The 23,339-nt window shown below is 71.5% G+C and carries 2 protein-coding genes and 1 pseudogene; all 3 read left to right on the forward strand.

Going from position 1 to position 23,339, the window contains the following annotated elements:
* Positions 1-27: 27 nt before the first annotated feature.
* Positions 28-651 (forward strand): hypothetical protein, encoded by a 624-nt coding sequence (locus AC07EQ_RS01600; RefSeq protein WP_478385998.1) that lies wholly within the window; start codon positions 28-30, stop codon positions 649-651.
* A 113-nt stretch (positions 652-764) separates the two neighbouring features.
* Entirely contained in the window at positions 765-18,896 is an 18,132-nt protein-coding gene (locus AC07EQ_RS01605) for a type I polyketide synthase (RefSeq protein WP_478386231.1), read from the forward strand.
* A 44-nt stretch (positions 18,897-18,940) separates the two neighbouring features.
* Positions 18,941-23,335 (forward strand): annotated as a pseudogene (locus AC07EQ_RS01610) (type I polyketide synthase); the annotation flags it as partial.
* Positions 23,336-23,339 lie beyond the last annotated feature (4 nt).

Genomic DNA, 23,339 nt, shown 5'->3' on the forward strand with positions numbered 1-23,339 from the left:
GCATTCACCCCGGAAGGAGCCCCTCCCATGAAGGCCCAGACCCCCAGCAACGCGCCCCGGCCGGACGAGAAAGCCGCGCCGCCGATCGGCCGTCGGGGCAAGTGGGTGTTGGCGAGCCTCTCCGCCGGCCTGCTGGCAGCCGGAACGCTGGTGGTGTCGAGCGAGCCGACCGCGCTGTTCGCGGCGAACGTCGACGAACCCGTGCACGGCGAATCGTGCAGCGGAACCGCGACGCTGAAGATCACGCCGGGCCTCAAGCGGACCGAGCAGGAGATCACCTTCAGCTACGTCGAGGGCGGCCACAGCGGGCGGTGCGTCTCCACCCTGCCGATCACCGGCACGAAGGCCCACGAGGTCGAGGTCAAGGGCAAGGGCGACTGCGAGTCCGCGATCGTGTGGGTGAAGGACCGCGTGCGCTGGACCACTCACGACCAGTCCGAGCGCACCAGCGTGATGGAGTTCGTGAGCACGTTCCAGATCGCCGGGGACGTCATCATCGAGCGGTCGGTGGGCCGGGTCACCGAAGGCGAGCTCAAGGGCCACATCATCGAGAACAACACCATCGGCCGGATCGACCCGGCGAAGTGCGACTCCCCGGAAGGCCTCACCGAGATCACCCTGACGGGTCTGTACAACACCAGCCTCGGCTGAGCACCTGCGCCCGGCCCCCGGAACCCGCGTGTTGAACGAGCCGACAGGGAGTTCACTTGGTACCCGGATCTGACCGCGCAGGGATAGGAGATCGTTCGGCCGCCGATGACGGGATCGCCGTCATCGGCGCCGCATGTCGGCTCCCGAAGGCAGCGGACATGCGCGCATTGTGGCGGCTGCTGCGGGACGGCGGCAGCGCGATCGCCGACGCACCTGCCGACCGCTGCGGCCCCGATGCGTCCGGGGCCACCCGCCGGGGCGGGTTCCTCGATCGCGTCGACGGCTTCGACGCCGACTTCTTCGGCATCTCGCCGCGCGAGGCCCGCGCGATGGATCCCCAGCAGCGGCTGGTCCTGGAGCTGGCCTGGGAGGCGCTCGAAGACGCCGGGCTCGTCGCGGACCGGGTCCGGGGCAGCCGGGCCGGCGTGTTCCTCGGGTGCGCGGCCGACGACTACGCGACCCTGCTGCACCGCCGCGCGCCGCGGGCGATCGGCCGGCACACCTCGACCGGCCTGCAGCGCGGCATCATCGCGAATCGCGTGTCGTACGCCCTGGGGCTGCGCGGCCCGAGCCTGGTCGTCGACAGCGCGCAGTCGTCGTCGCTGGTGGCCGTGCACCTCGCCTGCGAGAACCTGCGGTCCGGGGAGACCGACCTGGCGCTGGCGGGCGGCGTGAACCTCATCCTCGCGCCGGAGAGCTCGGAGTGCGTGGAGGAGTTCGGCAGCCTGTCGCCCGACGGCCGCTGCTACACCTTCGACGCCCGCGCCAACGGATACGTGCGCGGCGAAGGCGGCGGCGTGGTAGTCCTCAAGCCCCTGTCGCGTGCGGTGGCCGACGGCGACCCGATCTACTGCGTGATCCGCGGCGGGGCGGTCAACAACGACGGCGCGAGCGACGGCCTGACGGTGCCCGATTCGTTGGCACAGCGGGAAGTCCTCCGCGCGGCGTACGCGGCGTCCGGTGTGGACCCGGCGGAGGTGCAGTACGTCGAGCTGCACGGCACGGGCACGAAGGTGGGCGATCCGGTGGAGGCCTCGGCGCTCGGCGCGGCGCTGGGCGCCGTCCGGCCGCCCGGCTCTCCCCTGCCGGTCGGCTCCGCCAAGACGAACGTCGGGCACTTGGAGGGCGCGGCGGGCATCGTCGGCCTGCTCAAGGTGGCGCTGGCCATCCGGCACCGCATGCTGCCGCCGAGCCTCAACTTCGAGACGCCGAATCCCGCTATACCACTGGATTCCCTGAACCTGGCGGTCCAGCGGGAACTCGGGCCGTGGCCCCGGCCGGACCGGCCGCTGACGGCGGGCGCGAGTTCCTTCGGCATGGGCGGCACGAACTGCCACCTCGTCGTGACGGAGCCGCCCGCCACCGAGACCGGCGAGCCCGGCGACATCACGGGCACCGTGCCCTGGCTGGTTTCGGGGAGAACTCCGGAAGCGCTGTGCGCGCAAGCGGCCCGGCTGCACGCACACCTCCGCGAGCACCGGGAGTGGTCGTCGTCCGACGTGGCGTGGTCGCTGGCGACCACGCGGAGCCAGCACGCGCAGCGCGCCGCGATCCTCGGCCGCGACGAAGAAGAACTGATGGCCCGGCTGGAAGAACTCGCGCGGGGCGGCGAAGGTCCGGGGCTCGTGCGCGGCGTGGTGGCGAGCGGCAGCGGCGTCGCGATGCTGTTCTCCGGGCAGGGCAGCCAACGAGCCGGAATGGGACGCGAACTCCACCGCGCCTTTCCCCAATTCGCCGAAGCATGGGACGAGGCGTGCGAGCACCTCGATCCGCTGCTCGGCCTGGACCGCCCGCTCACCGAGGTCGTCTTCGCCGGCAGCCAGGACGCCCTGAACGAGACGCTCGTCGCGCAGCCCGCCCTGTTCGCGCTCCAGGTCGCGCTGTTCCGGCTGTTCGAGGGGCACGGCATCGGCGCCGACTTCCTCATCGGCCACTCCGTGGGCGAGCTGAGCGCGGCGCACGTCTCCGGCATCCTCACCTTGCCCGATGCGGCGACGCTGCTCGCCGCCCGCGCGCGCCTCATGCAGTCGCTGCCGGACTCCGGCGTCATGGCCGCCGTGCAGGCGACCGAAGCCGAACTCACCCGGTCCCACCCCGAACTCGCCGACCCGGCGGCCGGCGTGGCCATCGCGGCGCTCAACGCGCCGGACAGCACGGTGATCTCCGGCGAGCCCGAGCCGGTGGACGCGATCCTGCGGCATTGGCGCCAGGCCGGCCGCCACGTCCGGCGGCTGCGCACCAGCCGCGCCTTCCACTCACCGCACTGCGACGCCATCCTCGACGAGTTCGAGTCGACCGCGGCGCGGCTCACCTACCACCGGCCGGGCATCCCGATCATCTCCACCCTGACCGGTGATCGCAGCGACGCGATCACGACGCCGGGCTACTGGGTGCGCCAGCTGCGCGATCCCGTCCGGTTCCACCCGGCGCTGACCTGGCTCCATCGCAACCACGAAGCGACCCACCACCTGGAGATCGGCCCGGGTACGACCCTCACGACGCTCGCGCGCGAGGTGCACGGCGACATCCCGGCCATCCCGGCGCTGCACCCGGACCTTCCGGCACCCGAGAGCGTGCTGACCTGCCTCGCCCGCGCGCACGCGACCGGCGTTCCGGTCGACTGGACGGTTCTGCTGCCCGCTGGCCGGCGGATCGACCTGCCGACCTACGCCTTCCAGCGGCGGCGGTACTGGCTGGACGAGGAGGCGACCGACGACGAGGCGGTCGCGGCGCCCGCGGCCAAGAGCGAGCAGGACCCGCTGGAGCTCGTGCGCTCCCAGGCCGCCGTCATCCTGGGGCATTCCTCGCCGGAGGACGTCGAACCGCGGCGCACGCTCCGCGAGCTCGGCTTCGACTCGCTCGGGACGGTGGAGCTGCGCGACCGCCTCGCCGCCGCCACCGGGCTCCGGCTGACGACCGCGGCGCTCTACAGCTACCCAACGCCCGTCGAACTGGCCGATCACCTGCGCGCGGAGCTGGCCGGGGCCGGTGGTGGGGAGCCGACCGCGGTCAGCACGTCGGCCGGCGATGAGCCGATCGTGATCGTGGGCATGGCCTGTCGCCTGCCCGGTGGCGCGCGGTCGCCGGAGGACCTGTGGCGGCTCGTCACCTCCGGTGCGGACGCGATCTCCGGGTTCCCCACCGATCGCGGCTGGGACCTGGACGCCCTCTTCGACCCGGATCCGGGCGCGGCAGGCAAGTCCTACGCCCGGCAGGGCGGATTCCTGCACGACGCGGCGTCCTTCGATCCCGTCTTCTTCGGCATCAGCCCGCGCGAAGCGCTGGCGATGGACCCCCAGCAGCGGCTGCTGCTGGAAACGTCGTGGGAGGCGCTGGAGCGCGCCGGGATCGATCCGGCGGCGCTGCGCGGCACGTCCACCGGGACATTCGTCGGCGCGACCGCGCAGGACTACGGGCCTCGCCTGGACCAGTCCGGCGAGGGGCATTCGCTGACCGGCACCACGCCGAGCATCCTGTCCGGGCGGATCGCCTACTCCCTGGGCTTGCACGGCCCGGCGGTCACAGTGGACACCGCGTGCTCGTCGTCGCTGGTGGCGATGCACCTGGCCTGCGAATCGCTGCGGTCGGGCGAATCGGGCCTGGCGCTGGCCGGCGGGGTTACGGTGATGGCCACGCCCGGCATGTTCATCGAGTTCAGCCGCCAGCGCGGGCTCGCGCAGAACGGGCGCTGCAAGGCCTTCTCCGCGGACGCCGACGGAACCAGCTGGGCCGAAGGCGTCGGAGTGGTGGTGTTGGAGCGGCTGTCGGCGGCCGTGCGCAACGGCCACCGGGTCCTGGCGGTGATCCGGGGAAGCGCGATCAACCAGGACGGCGCCAGCAACGGCCTGACCGCGCCGAGCGGACTTGCCCAGGAGCGGGTGATCCTGCAGGCCTTGGCCAACGCCGGGCTCACGCCCGCCGACGTCGACGCCGTGGAAGCCCACGGCACGGGCACGGCGTTGGGTGATCCGATCGAAGCCCAAGCACTGCTCGCCACCTACGGCGAGCACCACAGCCCCGAGCGGCCGGTGTGGCTGGGATCGCTGAAGTCCAACATCGGCCACACCCAAGCAGCTGCCGGTGTCGCGGGCGTCATCAAGATGGTGCAGGCGCTCCGTCACGAAGAGCTGCCCGCCACGCTGCACGCCGACGAACCGTCTCCCCACGTCGACTGGAGCAGCGGCGCCGTCGCACTGCTCGATCAGCCCCGGCCGTGGCCCGAGGGCGAACGGCCGCGTCGCGCCGCCGTCTCGTCGTTCGGCATCTCCGGCACCAACGCGCACCTCGTCCTCGAACAGCCGCCGACCGCGGAGTCCACAACGGACACCCCGATCTCGGTCGCCGATCCGGGGGCCGTGCCGTGGGTGATCTCCGCGAGAACGCCGGAAGCTCTTGCATCGCAAGCAGAACGCCTGCTTTCCCACCTCGGTGACCGGACCGACTGGACGCCGGCCGAGGTGGCTCGGTCGCTGGCCACCACCCGCACCGCCTTCGCGCACCGAGCCGCGATCGTCGGCGCCGGCCGCGAGGAATTGCTGGCGGGGCTGGAAATCCTCGCCCGTGCCGAGGGCGCTTCGGACATCGCGCGAGGCATCGCCGCAGACCAGCCGAGCGTCGCCATGCTGCTGTCCGGCCAGGGGAGCCAGCGACCCGGCATGGGCCGTGGGCTGCACGAGGCGTTCCCGGTGTTCGCCCAGGCCTGGGACGAAGCGTGCGCGCACCTGGACCCGCTGCTGGGTCTGGACCGACCGCTCACCGACATCGTGTTCCACGGCGACGACGCCGAGGTGGAACGAACGCTGGTCGCTCAGCCTGCGCTGTTCGCGCTGCAGGTCGCGTTGTTCCGGCTGCTCGAACACCACGGAATCGTGCCGGATCACCTCATCGGCCATTCCGTCGGCGAGCTCACGGCCGCGCACCTGGCCGGGGTGTTCTCCCTGCCCGACGCCGCCGCCCTGCTCGCCGGGCGGGCCCGGTTGATGCAGGCCCTCCCCGCGCACGGGGTCATGGCCGGGATCCAGGCAGCGGAGCAGGAACTCCTCGACGCGCACCCCGAGCTCCAGGATCCGCGCAGCGGCGTCTCGATCGCCGCGCTCAACGCCCCGCAGTCGACCGTCGTCTCCGGTGATCCCGACGCAGTCCACGCCATCCGCGAGCACTGGCGCGGGCAGGGCCGCACCGTCCGGGACCTGCACACCAGCCGCGCTTTCCACTCGCCGCACTGCGAGCCGCTGCTCGACGAGCTCGAACGCATCGCCCGCGAGCTGACCTTCCACCCGCCGAAGATCCCGATCATCTCCACCGTCACCGGGAACGTCACCGACGAGCTCACCACCCCGGCCTACTGGGCACGCCAGGTACGTCGACCGGTCCGCTTCTCGCCTGCCCTGGCCTGGCTCCACGAGCACCACAACGTCACCCATCACCTGGAGCTCGGCCCCGACGCGACCCTCACCACCCTCGCGCGCACCACGCACGACACGCCCAGCCACCCCGCCTTGCGCGCCGGCACCGACGACGCGACCGCCTACGTCACCGCCCTCGCCGGTGCCCACACCACGGGCCTCCCGGTCCGCTGGCCCACGCTCCTCCCACCGAGCCGGATCATCGACCTCCCCACCTACGCCTTCCAGCACCAGCGGTACTGGCTGAACGCGGAACGGCCGGCCGGACGCCCCGAGACGCTGGGGCTGGCGAGCACCGGGCACCCGCTGCTCGCCGCACGCGTCGACATGCCTCGGACCGGCGAGACGGTCTTCACCGGGCGGATCTCGCTCGAAGCGCAGCCGTGGCTGGCCGACCACGTCGTCCAGGACACCGTGCTGCTCCCGGGCACCGCGCTGCTCGACATGACGTTGCACGCGGGCGCGCAACTCGACTGCACCGTCGAAGAACTCACCCTCCACACGCCGCTCGCGCTGCCCGCCCACGGGCACCTCGCGCTGCGCCTGACGATCGCGCCGGAGAGCGAGTCCGGAAGTCGCGATGTCACCATCCACTCGCGCGAGTCGGCCGACGACGAAGCCCAGGACTGGACCCAGCACGCTGCGGGTGTCCTGAGCGTCGACGCGCAACGTCCTCGGGCTGACTTTCCGGCCACCACACCGCCGGAGCACGCCACGCCGGTGGATCTGGCCGATGCGTACGACATCTTCGGCGACCGCGGCCTCGACTACGGGCCGGCGTTCCAGGGGCTCCAAGCCCTGTGGGAGGACGGCGACGACCTGTACGCCGAGGTCACCTTGCCCGAAGAAGCCGGCGCAGGCGGCTGGGCGATCCACCCCGCGCTGCTCGATCCGGCGGTCCAGGCGGCCCTGCTGCCGAGGCTCGGCGACTCCCAGGACGCACTCCTTCCCTTCTCCTGGAGCGGAATCCGGCTCCACCAGCGGGGCGCGCAACGCCTCCGGGTCGGCATCCGGCCGACCGGTTCCGGCACGATCCGCATCGCCGCCGCGGACGAGGCCGGCGATCCCGTGGCCGAGGTCGAGGCCCTGACCCTGCGGCCGGCCGCGGCAACCGGCGGCCGGGACGCCGAGCTGCTCCGTCTGAAGTGGACGCAGCTGAACGCGGATCTGCACGCGGACAGCGGTGATCCGCGCCCCGATGTGGTGCTGGCCGACTTCCGCGCGATCGATCCGTCGGAGGACGTCCCGGCGTCCGTTGCGCGAGTCACCCGGGAAGCGCTGGATCAGGTGCAGAGCTGGTTGTCGGACGGGGCGGAAGCGCGTCTGGCGCTGGTGACGCGGGGCGCGGTGGCGGTGCAGGCGGGAGAGGTTCCGGACCTGGTCACCGGCCCGCTGTGGGGCCTGCTGCGGGTGGCGCAGAACGAGCACCCCGACCGGATCCTGCTCGTCGATGCCGACGCGCACGCCGATCACGACCGGCTGCGGCAAGTCGTCGGCGTCGCCCTGCACCAGGGTGAACCGCAGATCGCGGTGCGCGGCGATTCGGTGTCCGTGCCCCGGTTGACGCGCACCCAAGAGGTCCTCACCCCTCCCGAGAGCCGTGCGTGGCGGCTGGACGTGACCGACCGCGGCAGCATCGACAACCTCCACCTGGCGGCGTTCGAGGCGGCAGAGGCGCCGCTTTCGGCTGGTCAGGTCCGGGTCGCGGTGCGGGCGGTCGGGCTGAACTTCCGCGACGTGCTCAACGCCCTCGGCATGTACCCCGGCGTCCCGCCGCTGGGCATCGAGGTCGCCGGTGTCGTCACCGAGGCCGCCTCCGATGTCGATCGCCTGTCGGTCGGCGACCGGGTGGCGGGCATGCTGGCCGGCGCGATGGGCCCGCTGGCGGTCGGCGATCACCGGGTGTTCGCCCGCGTACCGCAGGACTGGACGTTCGCCCAGGCCGCCGCCACGCCCGCGGTGTTCCTGACCGCCTATCACGCCCTCCACCACCTGGCGCGGGTCCAGCCCGGGCAGCGCGTGCTCGTGCACGCCGCCGCGGGCGGGGTCGGCATGGCCGCCATCCAGCTCCTCCAGCACTACGGCGCCGACATCTACGCCACCGCACACCCCAGCAAATGGGCGACCCTGCGAGAACTCGGGATTCCCGCGGATCACATCGCCTCGTCGCGCACACCGGATTTCGCGACGCAGTTCCCCTCGGTCGACGTCGTCCTGAACTCACTGACCGGCGAGCTCCTCGACGCCTCGATCGACCTGCTCGACGAGGGCGGGCACTTCGTCGAACTCGGCAAGACCGACCCCCGAGACCCCAGCGACCACCCCGAACTGCACTACCACGCCTTCGACCTCACCGAAGCCGACCCCGGCCACCTCCAGGCCATGCTCGGCGACCTCGCCCGCCTGTTCGCCAGCGGCGCCCTAGCTCCGTTGCCGGTGACCGCCTGGGACATCCGGCAAGCCCCAGACGCCTTCCGGCACCTCAGCAACGCCCGCCACACCGGCAAACTCGCACTCACCATCCCCGCACCATCCAAACCCGACGGCACCATCCTCATCACCGGCGGCACCGGCGCCCTCGGCACCACCCTCGCCCGCCACCTCGCCGCACAACACCCCGGACACCTCCTCCTGGCCAGCCGCCAAGGCCCAGCCGCACCGGGCGCGGCCCAGCTCCGCGACGAGCTGCGAGCCCTCGGGGCGGACGTCAGCATCACGGCCTGCGACTTCACCGATTCCGCTGCGGTGCAACGACTTCTCGACACCATCCCGGCCGACCGGCCGCTCACCGGAGTCGTCCACGCCGCCGGCGCCCTCCACGACGCCCCGGTACACGCGCTCACCGCCGAGCAGCTCGCCGAGGTGCTGCAATCCAAAGTGGACTCCGCCTGGAACCTGCACCACGCCACCCGGCAGCAGGACCTCGCGTTCTTCGCCCTCTACTCCTCCGCCGCCGCACTGCTCGGCAACCCCGGCCAAGCCAACTACGCCGCCGCCAACACCTTCCTCGACGCCCTCGCCGAACACCGCCACGCCCAAGGGCTTCCGGCGCACTCGCTCGCCTGGGGGCCTTGGAGCACCGACCGCGGCATGACGCAGCACCTCACTCGCGGCGAGCGGGAGCGCATGGCCGACATCGGGATGCACTTCCTCGATCCCGGCGAGGCCCTCCGCCTGTTCGACCAGGCCGGCGGCAGCCCGGACTCGTACCTGGTGCCGCTCCGCCTCGACAACAAGCGCCGGCCGGTCGCATTGCTGAGCGACCTGACTCCCGGCCGGGCCCGAACGCGGCGGGCAGCGGCACCGTCGTCGCTGGCCGGTCGCTTGGCGGCCGTGCCCGAGGCGCAACGCCACCGCGTGGTGCTGGAGCTCGTCCAAACCCACGCCGCTGCGGTTCTGGGCCACTCCGATCCGGCGAGCATCGACTCGCGGCCGAGCTTCAAGAGCTTGGGGTTCGACTCGTTGACCTCGGTGGAGTTGCGGAACCGGCTCGCCGCCGCCACCGGGCTTTCCCTGCCGCCCGGACTGATCTTCGACCACCCCACGCCTTGGACGCTGTCCGACCGGCTGTGCACCCTCCTGCTGGCCGATCGCCCGAAGACCCGGCCCGGCCCGAGGACGACGCGGCGCGCCGACGACGACGAGCCGATCGCCATCGTCGGCATGGCCTGCCGGCTTCCCGGCAGCGTGCACTCGCCGGACGAACTGTGGCAGCTGGTCGCGGCCGGCGCCGACGCCATCACCGGCTTCCCCACCAACCGCGGCTGGAACCTGGACGACCTCTTCGACCCGGACCCCGACGCGTCGGGGAAGTCGTACGCCCGCCACGGCGGGTTCCTGCACGACGCCGACCAGTTCGACCCGGCGTTCTTCGGCATCAGCCCGCGCGAAGCGCTCGCCATGGACCCGCAGCAGCGACTCCTGCTGGAAACCACCTGGGAGGTCCTCGAAAACGCGGGCATCGACCCCGACGAGCTGCGCGGCAGCCCGACCGGAGTCTTCGTCGGAGCGATCCCGCAGGACTACGGGGCGCGGCTGCACAACGCGGCGAAGGACGTGGAAGGGCACGTCCTGACCGGCACGACGTCCAGCGCGTTCTCGGGGCGCGTGGCTTATCTGCTGGGTTTGGAAGGCCCGGCGGTGACCGTGGACACCGCGTGCTCGTCGTCGCTGGTGGCGATGCACCTGGCGTGCCAGTCGCTGCGATCGGGCGAGTCGAGCATGGCGCTGGCGGGCGGGGCCACGATCATGGCGACGCCCGGGATGTTCATCGAGTTCAGCCGCCAGCGCGGGCTCGCACGGGACGGGCGCTGCAAGGCCTTCTCCGCCGGGGCTGACGGCACGAGCTGGGCCGAAGGAGCCGGAGTCGTAGCACTGGAACGTCTCTCCGACGCGCAGCGCAACGGTCACCGCGTTCTCGCCGTGATCCGCGGTAGCGCGGTGAACCAGGATGGCGCGAGCAATGGCCTGACCGCACCCAACGGACCGTCGCAGGAACGCGTCATCCTGCAAGCACTGGCCAACGCCGGACTCACACCTGCCGACATCGACGCCGTCGAAGCCCACGGGACCGGGACCTCACTGGGCGACCCCATCGAAGCCCAAGCCCTGCTGGCCACCTACGGCCAGCACCACACCGCCGAACGACCGGTGTGGCTCGGGTCGCTGAAATCCAACATCGGCCACACCCAAGCCGCCGCAGGCGTTGCGGGTGTCATCAAAATGGTGCAGGCGTTCCACCACGACGAACTGCCCGCGACGCTGCACGCCGACGAACCCTCGGCACACATCGACTGGAGCAGCGGCGCCCTCGCACTGCTCGCCGAACCCCAGCCCTGGCCGGAAACCGACCGGCCACGCCGCGCCGCCGTCTCCTCCTTCGGCGTCTCCGGCACCAACGCCCACCTCATCCTCGAACAGGCCCCACCAGAAGAGTCCACACAGGACAACCGCCCTGCGGAGATCATCGCCGGTACTGGTCACCTGGTTCCGTGGGTGGTCTCCGCCAGAACGCCCGAGGCCCTCGCTGCGCAAGCAGCACGGCTGCACGACCACCTGGCGCAGGACTCCGGTTGGACGCCTTCGAACGTGGCATGGTCGCTGGCCACCACCCGTGCCGCGCTCGAACACCGAGCCGTGGTCCTCGGGCACGACCGGGACGAGCTGCTGAACGAGCTGCATGCCTTGGCCCGCGGCGAGGTCTCCCCCCGGATCATGCAGCGCACCGGCCCCATGACGCCGGACCCGGAGCGCGTGGTGCTGGTCTTCCCCGGTCAGGGCGGCCAATGGCCCGGCATGGGCCGCGAACTGCTCGACACCAACCCCGTCTTCGCCGCAGCCCTGGCCGAGTGCGACCAAGCACTATCGAGATATCAGGACTGGTCGGTCACCGACCTGCTCCGCAACGGCGACACCTTGGAACGTGTCGACGTCATCCAACCCGCACTGTTCGCCGTCATGGTCTCCCTGACCCGGGTCTGGCAATCCCATGGAGTACGACCCGCCGCAGTCGTCGGCCACTCCCAAGGAGAAATCGCCGCCGCGCACATCGCCGGTGCACTCGACCTCGACCAAGCCGCCCGCGTCGTCGCCTTGCGATCCCAGCTGATCCGCACCCACCTCGCCGGACACGGCAGCATGCTCTCCACCGCACTCTCCGTCGACGACCTCAAACCCCATCTCGACGAACGAGTTTCGATCGCCGCGATCAACAGCCCCACCGCCACCGTCCTCTCCGGCGACACCGACGCCATCCACCGCCTCCACGCCACGCTCACCGAGCGAGGTGTGCGATCCCGCGTGCTACCGGTGGACTACGCCTCTCACAGCCACCACGTCGAAACCCTCCGACAGCCACTGCTGGAACAACTCGCCGGACTCACCCCGCAAACCAGCGAAATCCCGTTCCACTCCACCGTCACCGGCGAGGCGCACGACACCACCGGACTCGACGCCGAGTACTGGTACACCAACCTCGCCACCACCGTCGAATTCCACCGCACCATCACGCGGCTGAACGCTTCCGGGCACCACACCTACCTCGAACCCAGCCCGCACCCCACGCTGACGCACCACATCAGCACCATCGCCGCCGACGCGACCAGCGCGACCACGCTGCACCGCGACCACCCCGGCGGGGACACGCTCCTCGCCAACGCCGCGCACCTCTGGGCCAATGGCACACCCATCGCATGGCAGGCCGTCCTGCCCGCCGGCGAGCGCATCTCCCTCCCCACGTACCCGTTCCAGCGCGAACGGTTCTGGCTCGCACCGAACACCACCCGCCTGGCGGAAAGCGAGGACATCCGCCGCCCCAAGGGCGAAACGACACCGACCGGCAAGCTCCGCCGGCAGCTCGCCCAGCTCCCCGCGCACCAACGGCACACCCACCTCCTCGACCACGTCATCCGGCACGCCGCCGCCGTCCTCAACTACGCCGATCCCGACTCGATCCCCACCCACCACACGTTCCAGCAGATCGGCTACGACTCCGTCACCGCGATCCAGCTCCGCAACCAACTCGCCGCCACCACCCGGATCTCCCTCCCCGCCACCCTCATCTACGACCACCCCACGCCCACCCAGCTCGCGGACCACCTGCTGGAACTGCTGCTGGGCGAGCCGAGCTCCCGGTCCACACCGGACTCCGCGCCGATCGACGAGCGCGAGCCGATCGCGGTCGTCGGCATGGCGTGCCGCCTGCCGGGCGGTGTCGCATCGCCGGAGCAGCTCTGGGACCTGGTCGCCTCCGCCACGGACGCGATCTCGGACTTCCCGGCGAACCGCGGCTGGGACCTCCAGCGCCTCTTCCACCCCGATCCCGACAACCCGGGGACGACGTACTGCCGGCAGGGCGGATTCCTGCTGGACGCGGCGGAGTTCGATCCGGCGTTCTTCGGCATCAGCCCGCGCGAGGCGCTCGCCATGGATCCCCAGCAGCGCCTGCTCCTCGAAGCCACGTGGGAAGCGATCGAGAACGCCGGAATCGATCCGGCGACGCTCCGCGGCACCGCCACCGGGACCTTCGTCGGAGCGACCGCGCAGGACTACGGTCCGCCGCTGCACCAGGTGGCGCCGGATTCATCAGGCCACGCGCTCACGGGCACGACGCCGAGCGTCATGTCGGGGCGGGTCGCCTACACCCTCGGGCTGGAAGGCCCGGCGGTCACCGTGGACACCGCCTGCTCGTCGTCGCTGGTGGCGATGCACCTCGCTTGCCAGTCGCTGCGCTCCGGCGAGGCGAGACTGGCGCTGGCCGGCGGGGTGACGATCATGGCGGCTCCGGGCATCTTCCTGGAGTTCAGCCGCCAGCGGGGCCTGGCGCGGGATGGGCGCTGCAAGGCGTTCTCCGCCGACGCCGACGGCACCACCTGGTCGGAAGGCGTCGGGATCGTGATGCTGGAGCGGCTCTCGGACGCCCAGCGCAACGGTCACCGCGTGCTGGCGGTGATCCGCGGCAGCGCGATCAACCAGGATGGCGCCAGCAACGGGCTTACCGCACCCAACGGGCCCTCGCAGGAACGCGTCATCCAGCAGGCGCTGGCCAACGCCGGGCTCACACCCGCCGACATCGACGCCGTCGAAGCCCACGGAACCGGCACGTCACTGGGCGACCCCATCGAGGCGCAGGCGCTGCTGGCAACCTACGGCCAGCACCACACCACCGAACGACCGGTGTGGCTGGGATCGCTGAAGTCCAACATCGGCCACGCCCAGGCGGCGGCCGGAGTTGCAGGCGTCATCAAGATGATCCAGGCCTTCCGGCACGACCAGCTGCCCGCCACGCTCCACGCCGACGAGCCCTCGCCCCACATCGACTGGAGCAGCGGCGCGCTCGCGCTGCTCACCGAATCCCGGTCCTGGCCGGAAGACGACCGGCCGCGCCGGGCCGCAGTCTCGTCCTTCGGTGTTTCCGGCACCAACGCGCACCTCATCCTCGAACAGGCACCACCGAACGAGTCCACACAGGACGTCACCGGCTCGGTTCAGGTGCCTTGGATGATCTCCGCGAGAACACCGGACGCCCTGACAGCGCAAGCACAACGGTTGCACACCCAGCTCAGCGACCGGGACGACTGGACGCCCGCCGAGGTGGCCTGGTCACTGGCCACTACCCGATCCACCTTCGAACACCGCGCCGCGATCCTGGGCTCCGACCGCGAGGAACTGCTGGCCGGGCTGGATGAGCTGGCCCGTGGCCGGGACGCGGACGGGATCATCCGTGGCTTGGCGACGACCCGCCGCAGCCACGTGGCGATGCTGTTGTCCGGGCAAGGCAGCCAGCGCCCAGGCATGGGACAGGGCCTGCACGAGGCGTTCCCCGTGTTCGCCGAAGCCTGGGACGAGACATGCGCACACCTCGACCCGCTGCTCAGCTTGGACCGGCCGCTCACCGACATCGTCTTCCACGGGCAGCCCGACGAAGTCGAGGACACACTGATCGCGCAGCCAGCGCTGTTCGCACTGCAAGTCGCCTTGTTCCGACTGCTCGAACACCACGGCATCACCCCCGACCACCTCATCGGCCACTCCATCGGCGAACTCACCGCCGCCCACCTCGCCGGAATACTCACGTTGCCCGACGCGGCGCGCCTGCTGGCCGCGCGGGCTCAGTTGATGCGCACCCTGCCCGGCACCGGGGTGATGGCGAGCATCCAGGCCGGCGAAGACGAGCTCACCGACGCGCACCCCGAACTCCTCGCCCCGGACAGCGGCGTGTCCATCGCAGCCATCAACAGCCCACAGTCCACAGTGATCTCCGGCGACCCCGACCCCGTGCGCGCCATCACCGAACACTGGCGGGATCAAGGCCGCACCACCCGGGAACTGCACACCAGCCGCGCTTTCCACTCGCCCCACTGCGAGCCGCTGGTCGACGCGCTCGAACAGACCGCCCGGGAGCTGACCTACCACCCGCCGACGATCCCGGTCGTCTCCACCGTCACCGGGACGATCACCGACGACATCGCGACTCCGGCCTACTGGGCCCGGCAGATCCGGCGGGCCGTCCGGTTCCACCCCGCGCTCACCTGGCTGCACCAGAACCACACCGTCACGCACCACATCGAGCTCGGGCCGGACACCACGCTCTCCACCCTCGCCCGGACCACCCACGACACCCCCGGCCACGCCACCCTCAAGCCCGGCACGGACGACACCACCGCGTACCTCACGGCCCTGACCTGCGCGCACACCACCGGACTCAGCCCGCGCTGGGCCACCCTCCTGTCCCCGGCCCGGACCTTCGACCTGCCCACCTACGCCTTCCAGCGCCAGCGGTACTGGCTCAGCTCGTCGGCTTCCGCCGGAAGGCCCGAGACGCTGGGGCTGGACAGCAGCGGGCATCCACTGCTGTCCGCGCGCACCGATGTCCCCGACACCGGCGAGGTGATCTTCACCGGGCGCGTCTCGCTCGACGACCACCCCTGGCTCGCCGACCACGTCGTCCGGGGCACCGTCCTGCTGCCCGGCACCGCGTACCTCGACATGGCGCTCCACGTCGCCACCGAGCTCGGGCATCAACTGGACGACCTCACCGTTCTCACGCCCCTCGAACTCCGGGAGCACGGCCACGTCGCGCTCCACGTGACCGCCACGGCCGTTGGCGACGACGGCCGGCGGAGCCTGTCGATCCATTCACGCGGCGAGGGCGAGTCGTGGACCCGCCACGCGGCCGCCACCGCCAGCAGCGCCGAGAGCGACGATGCACCGGACCTGACGGTCTGGCCGCCGGAAGGGGCGATCCCCGTCGACGTCAGCGATCTGTACGACGTGCTGGCCGGGCAGGGCTTCGACTACGGCCCGGCGTTCCGCGGCCTGCACTCCGCCTGGCGGCTCGGCGACGACATCTACGCCGAGGTCGCATTGCCCGACGAGCACAGCGCACAGGGCTGGACGGTCCACCCCGCGCTCCTCGATGCCACCCAGCACGCCGCCGTCATCGACGACGACCGGGGCGACGGCCGTACCCGACTGGTCTTCTCCTGGGCCAATGTCCGCCTCCACCTCGCCGGTTCGTCGCGGCTTCGCGTCCGGCTGCGCCACACCGGCGAGGACACCATGGCGCTCGCCATGGCCGACCGCACCGGCCGTCCGGTGGCGACCATCGGGTCGTTGACCCTTCGACGGTCGACCGGCGGGCGCCGCGGCGAGCTGTTCCACGTCGACTGGGTGCCGCACTCCGCCGAACCCGGTGGCGAGGCCCCCGAGGCGCTGGTGCTCGACTACCGGTCGCCCGCGGGCAGCGGGTCCGTTCCGGCCCGGGTGGAGAGCCTGGCGCAGGAGGCCCTGGGGCGGCTGCAGGAGTGGCTGTCGGATCCGGAGCAGCCGACCCACCTGGTGGTGGTGACCCGAGGCGCGGTGGCGGTGCACCCGGGTGAGACGCCGGACCTGGTCACGGGTCCGTTGTGGGGCCTGCTGCGGGTGGCCCAGAACGAGCACCCGGATCGCATCCTGCTCGTCGACACCGACGATCTTTCCCAGCAGGACGTGCCGGATCTGCTGCGGAGGGCCATCGCCTCGCGCTCGTGGCAGCTCGCGCTGCGGGGAGGTGCGGTGTTCGCGCCCAGCCTGAGCCGCGCCGATTCCCGGCAGGAGCTGACGCCGCCCGAGAGCGGTGCTTGGCGGCTGGACGTGACCGAGCGCGGCAGCATCGACAACCTCCACCTCGCGGCGTTCGCGGAGGCCGAGGCGCCGCTCGCGGCCGGGCAGGTGCGGGTCGCGGTGCGGGCGGTCGGCGTGAACTTCCGCGACGTCCTCAACACCCTCGGCATGTACCCCGGCACCCCGCCGCTCGGTGCGGAAGGCGCCGGCGTCATCGCTGAGATCGCCGGCGACGTGCCCGGCCTGCGGGTCGGCGACCGGGTGTGGGGCGTCCTGCCCGGCGCGATGGGCCCGCTCGCGATCACCGACCACCGGCTGCTGGCACCGGTTCCCGACGGGTGGAGCTTCGCCCAGGCCGCGACCGCGCCCGCGGTCTTCCTCACCACCTACCACGCCCTCCACCACCTGGTGGGAGTCCAACCAGGACAGAAGGTCCTCGTGCACGCCGCCGCGGGCGGCATCGGGATGGCCGCGATCCAGCTGCTCCAGCACTACGGCGCCGACATCTACGCCACCGCACACCCCAGCAAATGGGCGACCCTACGAGAACTCGGCATCCCCGAGGACCACATCGCCTCGTCCCGCACCACGGACTTCGCAACGCAGTTCCCCTCGGTCGACGTCGTCCTGAACTCAGTGACCGGCGAGCTCCTGGACGCTTCGCTGGAGCTGCTCACGCCCGGCGGGCACTTCATCGAGCTCGGCAAGACCGACCCCCGAGACCCCGCCGAACACCCCGAACTGCACTACCACGCCTTCGACCTCACCGAAGTCGACCCGGCCCACCTCCAGGCCATGCTCGGCGACCTCACCACGCTGTTCGATCAACGCCGGCTGACCCCCTTGCCGGTGACCGCCTGGGACATCCGCCGAGCACCCGAGGCATTCCGGCACCTCAGCAACGCCCGCCACACCGGCAAACTCGCACTCACCATCCCCACCACGCCCGACCCCCACGGCACCATCCTCATCACCGGCGGCACCGGCGCCCTCGGCAGCGTCCTCGCCCGCCACCTCGCCACCCGCTACCCCGGCTGCCACCTCCTGCTCGCCGGCCGCCAGGGCCCGGCCGCGCCCAACGCCGGGAGCCTCCGCGACGAGCTGACCGCGCTCGGAGCCGCTGTCACCATCGCGGCCTGCGACATCGCCGACGCCCGCCAACTCACCGAGCTGGTCGACAGCATCCCCGCCGGGCACCCGCTGACCGGCGTCGTCCACACCGCAGGCGTCCTCCGCGACGCACCGGTGCACGCGCTCACCGCCGAGCAGCTCACCGCGGTCCTGAATTCCAAAGTGGACACCGCTTGGAACCTGCACCACGCCACGCGGCAGCAGGACCTCGCGTTCTTCGCCCTCTATTCCTCCGTCTCCGGATTCCTCGGCAACCCCGGCCAGGCCAACTACGCCGCGGCCAACACCTTCCTCGACGCCTTCGCCCAATACCGCCGCGTCCAAGGGCTTCCCGCGCACTCGCTCGCGTGGGGCCCGTGGAACACCGGCGACGGCATGACCCAGCACCTCACGCATGCCGACCAGCAACGCATGGCGAACAGCGGCGCCCTGCCGTTCGAGCCGGAGGACGGGATCCGCCTGTTCGAGGAGGCGCTCGGCAGTTCCGAGCCGATGCTGCTGCCGATCAAGCTCGACCCGAAGGCGCTCCGGCGTCACCAGGCCCCCACGTCGCTCGCCGGCCGAATCCCCGAGCAGCGCAGGGAGGCGCAGCCGCGGAACGCCGAGCCGCTCACGGCGCGGTTGCAGGGAATGCCCGAGCAGCACCAGTACCGCACCGTGCTGGAAGTCGTCCGGATGCACGCCGCCGCCGTTCTCGGGCACACCGGTTTCGACGACATCCCCGCCGATCGCCCGTTCCTGGAGCTCGGCTTCGACTCGCTCACCTCGGTGGAACTGCGCAACCGGCTCGCCACCGCGACCAACCTGCGGCTGCCCACCACCCTCGTCTTCGAGCACCCGACGCCGCACAAGATGGCCGCGCACCTGCGCGCCGAGCTGATCGGCGGGGATGGCGACGCCACGTCCGTGCTGTCCGCGCTCAGCCACCTCGAAGACGTCCTCGCGACGATCCCCTTGCACGCCGATTCGCGGAACGAGGTCGTGGCGAGGCTGACCGCGCTGCTCGGGACGCACCACGGCGAACGCGGCACCGCCGACGACGCGATCGACTCGGCGTCCGACGAGGAGATCTTCGAACTCATCGACCGCGACCTCGAACAGTCCTGACCCGAGCGCTCCCGAAGGAGGAGGACATCTCGATGGCGAACGAGGAGAAGCTCCGCAGCTACCTCAAGCGCGTCACCGCCGAGCTGCGGCAGGCGCGGCAGCGGTTGAGCGCGCTCCCCGAGCCGATCGCCATCGTCGGGATGGGGTGCCGGTTCCCGGGCGGCGTCGCCTCGCCCGCGCAGTTGTGGGAGCTCGTGGCGGCCGACCGGGACGCGATCTCAGGTTTTCCCGCCGACCGCGGCTGGAACCTCGACGCGCTGTACCACCCGGACCCGGAGCACCGCGGGACGAGCTACGTCCGGGAAGGCGGATTCCTGCACGACGCAGCGGAATTCGACGCCGCGTTCTTCGGCATCAGCCCGCGCGAAGCCCCGGCCATCGATCCGCAGCAGCGGCTGTTGCTGGAAACCTCCTGGGAGGCGCTCGAACACGCGGGCATCGATCCCCTGTCGCTGGACGGCAGCCCGACCGGCGTGTTCACCGGCGTCATGTACCAGGACTACGGGTCGCGGCTGGCGCCGCGCATCCCGGCCGAGTTCGAGGGGTACGTGGGCCACGGCAGCGCGGGCAGCGTGGCGTCCGGCCGCGTGTCCTACACGCTCGGGCTGGAGGGGCCGGCGGTCACCGTGGACACCGCCTGCTCGTCGTCGCTGGTGGCGATCCACCTCGCCTGCCAGTCGCTGCGGGCCGGTGAGTCGACGCTCGCGTTGGCGGGTGGCGCCACTCTCATGGCGACGCCCACCATGTTCGTGGAGTTCAGCAGGCAGCGCGCCCTGTCCCCGGACGGGCGGTGCAAGCCGTTCGCCGCGGCGGCGGACGGCACCAGCTGGGCCGAAGGCGTCGGAGTCGTGGTGCTGGAGCGGCTCTCGGAGGCCGAGCGCAACGGCCACCCCGTGCTGGCGGTGATCCGGAGCAGTGCGGTCAACCAGGACGGTGCGAGCAACGGGTTGACCGCGCCCAACGGGTCCTCGCAGCAGCGGGTGATCTTGAAGGCGCTGGCGGCCGCGGGGTTGGGGACCGCCGATGTCGATGCCGTCGAAGCCCACGGCACCGGCACTTCGCTGGGGGATCCGATCGAGGCCCAAGCGCTGCTGGCGACCTACGGGAAGCACCGGACCGCCGAACGCCCGCTGTGGTTGGGGTCGCTGAAGTCCAACGTCGGCCATACCCAGGCCGCGGCCGGGGTCGGCGGCGTCATCAAGATGGTCCAGGCCCTCCGGCACGGCGAGTTGCCCGCATCGCTGCACGCCGAGGCGCTGTCGCCGCACGTCGACTGGAGCAGCGGTGCGCTCGCGCTGCTCACCGAATCCCGGCCGTGGCCGGATGTCGACCGGCCGCGCCGGGCCGCCGTGTCGTCCTTCGGTGTCTCCGGCACCAACTCGCATCTCGTCCTCGAACTGCCGACTCGCGATACCGAGTCCACACAGGACAACTCGCGTGCGGAGATCGTGGTTGTGGATCGTGCTTCTGGAGCTGGGGACGAGCCGGTGCCGTGGGTGATCTCCGGGAAGACGCCGGAGGCGCTTGAGGCATTCGCGGGGCGGCTGCATGAGCGTCTGTCCGCGAGCGAGGACTGGACGCCCGTGGATGCCGGGGCGGCTCTGAGCAAGCGCAGCGGCTTCGCGCACCGCGCCGTGCTCCTCGGCAAGGATCGACACGACCTGCTGCAACACCTGCGCGATCTCGCCAGTGGCACCGAGGCATCGGGCATCATCCGGCGCACGCAGCCCCCGGCCCAGGACGCCGGCCGGATCGTCATGATCTTCCCCGGTCAGGGCGGCCAATGGCCCGGCATGGGCCGCCAGCTGCTCGACACCAACCCCGTCTTCTCCGCAGCCTTGGCCGAATGCGACCAAGCGCTATCGGCGTACCAGGACTGGTCGGTCGCCGGCCTGCTGCGCAACGGATCCGCGCTGGACCGCGTCGACATCGTCCAACCGGCGCTGTTCGCCGTCATGGTGTCCCTGGCCCGGACGTGGCAGGAACTCGGGGTTCAGCCCGCCGCCGTCGTCGGCCACTCCCAAGGAGAAATCGCCGCCGCGCACATCGCGGGCGCGCTCGACCTCGACCAGGCCGCCCGCATCGTCGCCCTGCGGTCGCAGCTGATCCGCACCCACCTCGCCGGACACGGCAGCATGCTGTCGGTCCCGCTCTCCGTCGATGATCTACGGCCTCATCTCGACCCGGAACGCGTTTCGGTCGCCGCGATCAACAGCCCCACCGCCACCGTCCTCTCCGGCGACACCGACGCCATCCACCGCCTCCACAACACGCTGACCGACCAAGGAGTGCGCTCGCGGATCTTGCCCGTGGACTACGCCTCCCACAGCCACCACGTCCAAGACCTCCGGCAACCGCTACTGGAACAACTCGCCGGACTCACCCCGCAAACCAGCGAAATCCCGTTCCACTCCACCGTCACCGGCGAAGCATTCGACACCACCGGACTCGACGCCGACTACTGGTACACCAACCTCGCCACCACCGTGCACTTCCACGACACCATCACCCGACTCCACACCACCGGACACCACGTCTACCTCGAACCCAGCCCGCACCCCACGCTCACCCACCACATCACCGCCTTGCCGGACGTGGTCACCGCCAGCACGCTGCACCGCGACCGCCCCGACACCGACACGCTCCTCACCAACGCCGCACACCTGTGGGTCCACGGCGCGCCGATCACCTGGCAGGCCGTCCTGCCCTCCCGCGAGCACGTCGGACTCCCCACCTATCCCTTCCAGCGCGAGCGCTACTGGCTCGACGGGCCGCAGCACGACGGCCTGAACGAGGTTCGGCATCGCGTCGCCTGGCATCCCGTTCCCACGTCGTCCCGGCACCCCAGCGGGGCCTGGCTGGTCGTTTCGCCGCCCGATGTCGCGCACCGATGGCAAGAGGTCGTGTCCGACGCGTTGACCGCTGGCGGCGCGACCGTGCGGCACCTGACGATCGATGAAGCGACCGAACGGAATCTTCCGGAAGCGCTTGCCTCACAAGGAACTTTCGAAGGTGTCATGTCTCTGCTCGCCCTGACCGAGCGGCCCCAGCCCGCACGCCACGCGGCCGCGGCCGATGCGCTGGTGCAGGCCGGCATCCGCACGCCGTTGTGGTTCCTGACGAGCGGAGCGGCCTCGACGGGCCCGTCCGAACCTGCGGCCGATCTCCACCGGGCGCTCCTGCTCGGGCTGACGCGGGAGGCGGTCGGAGAGCGCCCGGGCATCGGCCTGTTGGACCTCCCCGCAGGTCCGGACGAGCTCTCGCCCGCCGATCTGACCGGCTGCCTGTCGCAGCCCGGCGGCGAGTTCGCCCTTCGCGACGCCGGACTCCTCGCCCGGCGGCTGGTCCACGCGCCGGTCGACAGCGCCCGGCCCGTTCGCGACTGGTGCCCGCGCGATACCGCGCTCGTCACCGACTGCACGTCCGAGAGCGGTCTGCACCTCGCGGAGTGGCTGGCCCGGCGCGGGGCGGAGCACCTGGTGCTGCTCGTCGACCCCGAGCAGCCCGACCCGATCGAGCTCGAAGCCGCGCTGACCGAGCGGGGCGCCAAGGTGACCGTGGCGCGCTGCGCCCCGGCCGATCGCGCCGGTCTGGACGAAGTTCTTTCCTCGATCCCGCAGCAATATCCACTGCGGACAGTCCTGCACATCGCGGCGTCGCCGCTCGCCGAACCACTCGGTGCGCTGAACCTGGACGAGCTGACTCGCGGCCACGATCTCGACGCCTTCGTGCTCCTCTCGACCACCGGCAGCGCCGTCGGCGAGGTGTTGGACTCGGTGGCCCGGCGGCGACGGGAGCACGGGCTACCGGCGGTCTCGATGACCTGGAGCCCCGGCGCAGCTCCCGTTTCGGGCGCTCTGAAGCAGGCGCTCGATCACGACGAGACCTCGATCGTGCTGTTCCGGCGCGAGCAGTCCGCGGAACCGGCCGGCGGCGCGGAAGGCCGGCCTAGCGATCTCGCCGCACGGCTCGCCGCCGCGCCCGGCAGCGAGAAGCGGAAGATCCTCTTGGCGGCCGTGCAGTCCCTGGCCGCCGTCGTGCTTCGGCACTCGGAGCCGCAGCGGATCGCGCCCGGTCAGCCGTTCAGGGAACTCGGCTTCGACTCGATCACCGCGGTGGAGTTCCGCAACCGGCTCAACTCGATCACCGGGCTCTCACTGCCGGTCACCGTCCTGTTCGACCACCCCACGGCGGAGGCGCTGGTCGAGCGGCTGCACGCCGACCTCGTCCCGGCGCCCTCGATCGCGGCGGCGCTCGACGGCCTGGAATCCGCGCTGTCCGGACAAGACATGTCCGAAGCGGACAGGCGGCGGCTGGCGGCGATCGCTGACTCCTGGCTGCCCGGTGCTCCGCAGCCGGACGGGGTCGCCGCGCGGCTCGAATCCGCGTCGAACGAGGACCTCGTCGAATTCATCAACCGCGAGCTCGGCATCAGCTGACCGG

This window comes from Saccharopolyspora sp. NPDC045839, from assembly GCF_056431645.1.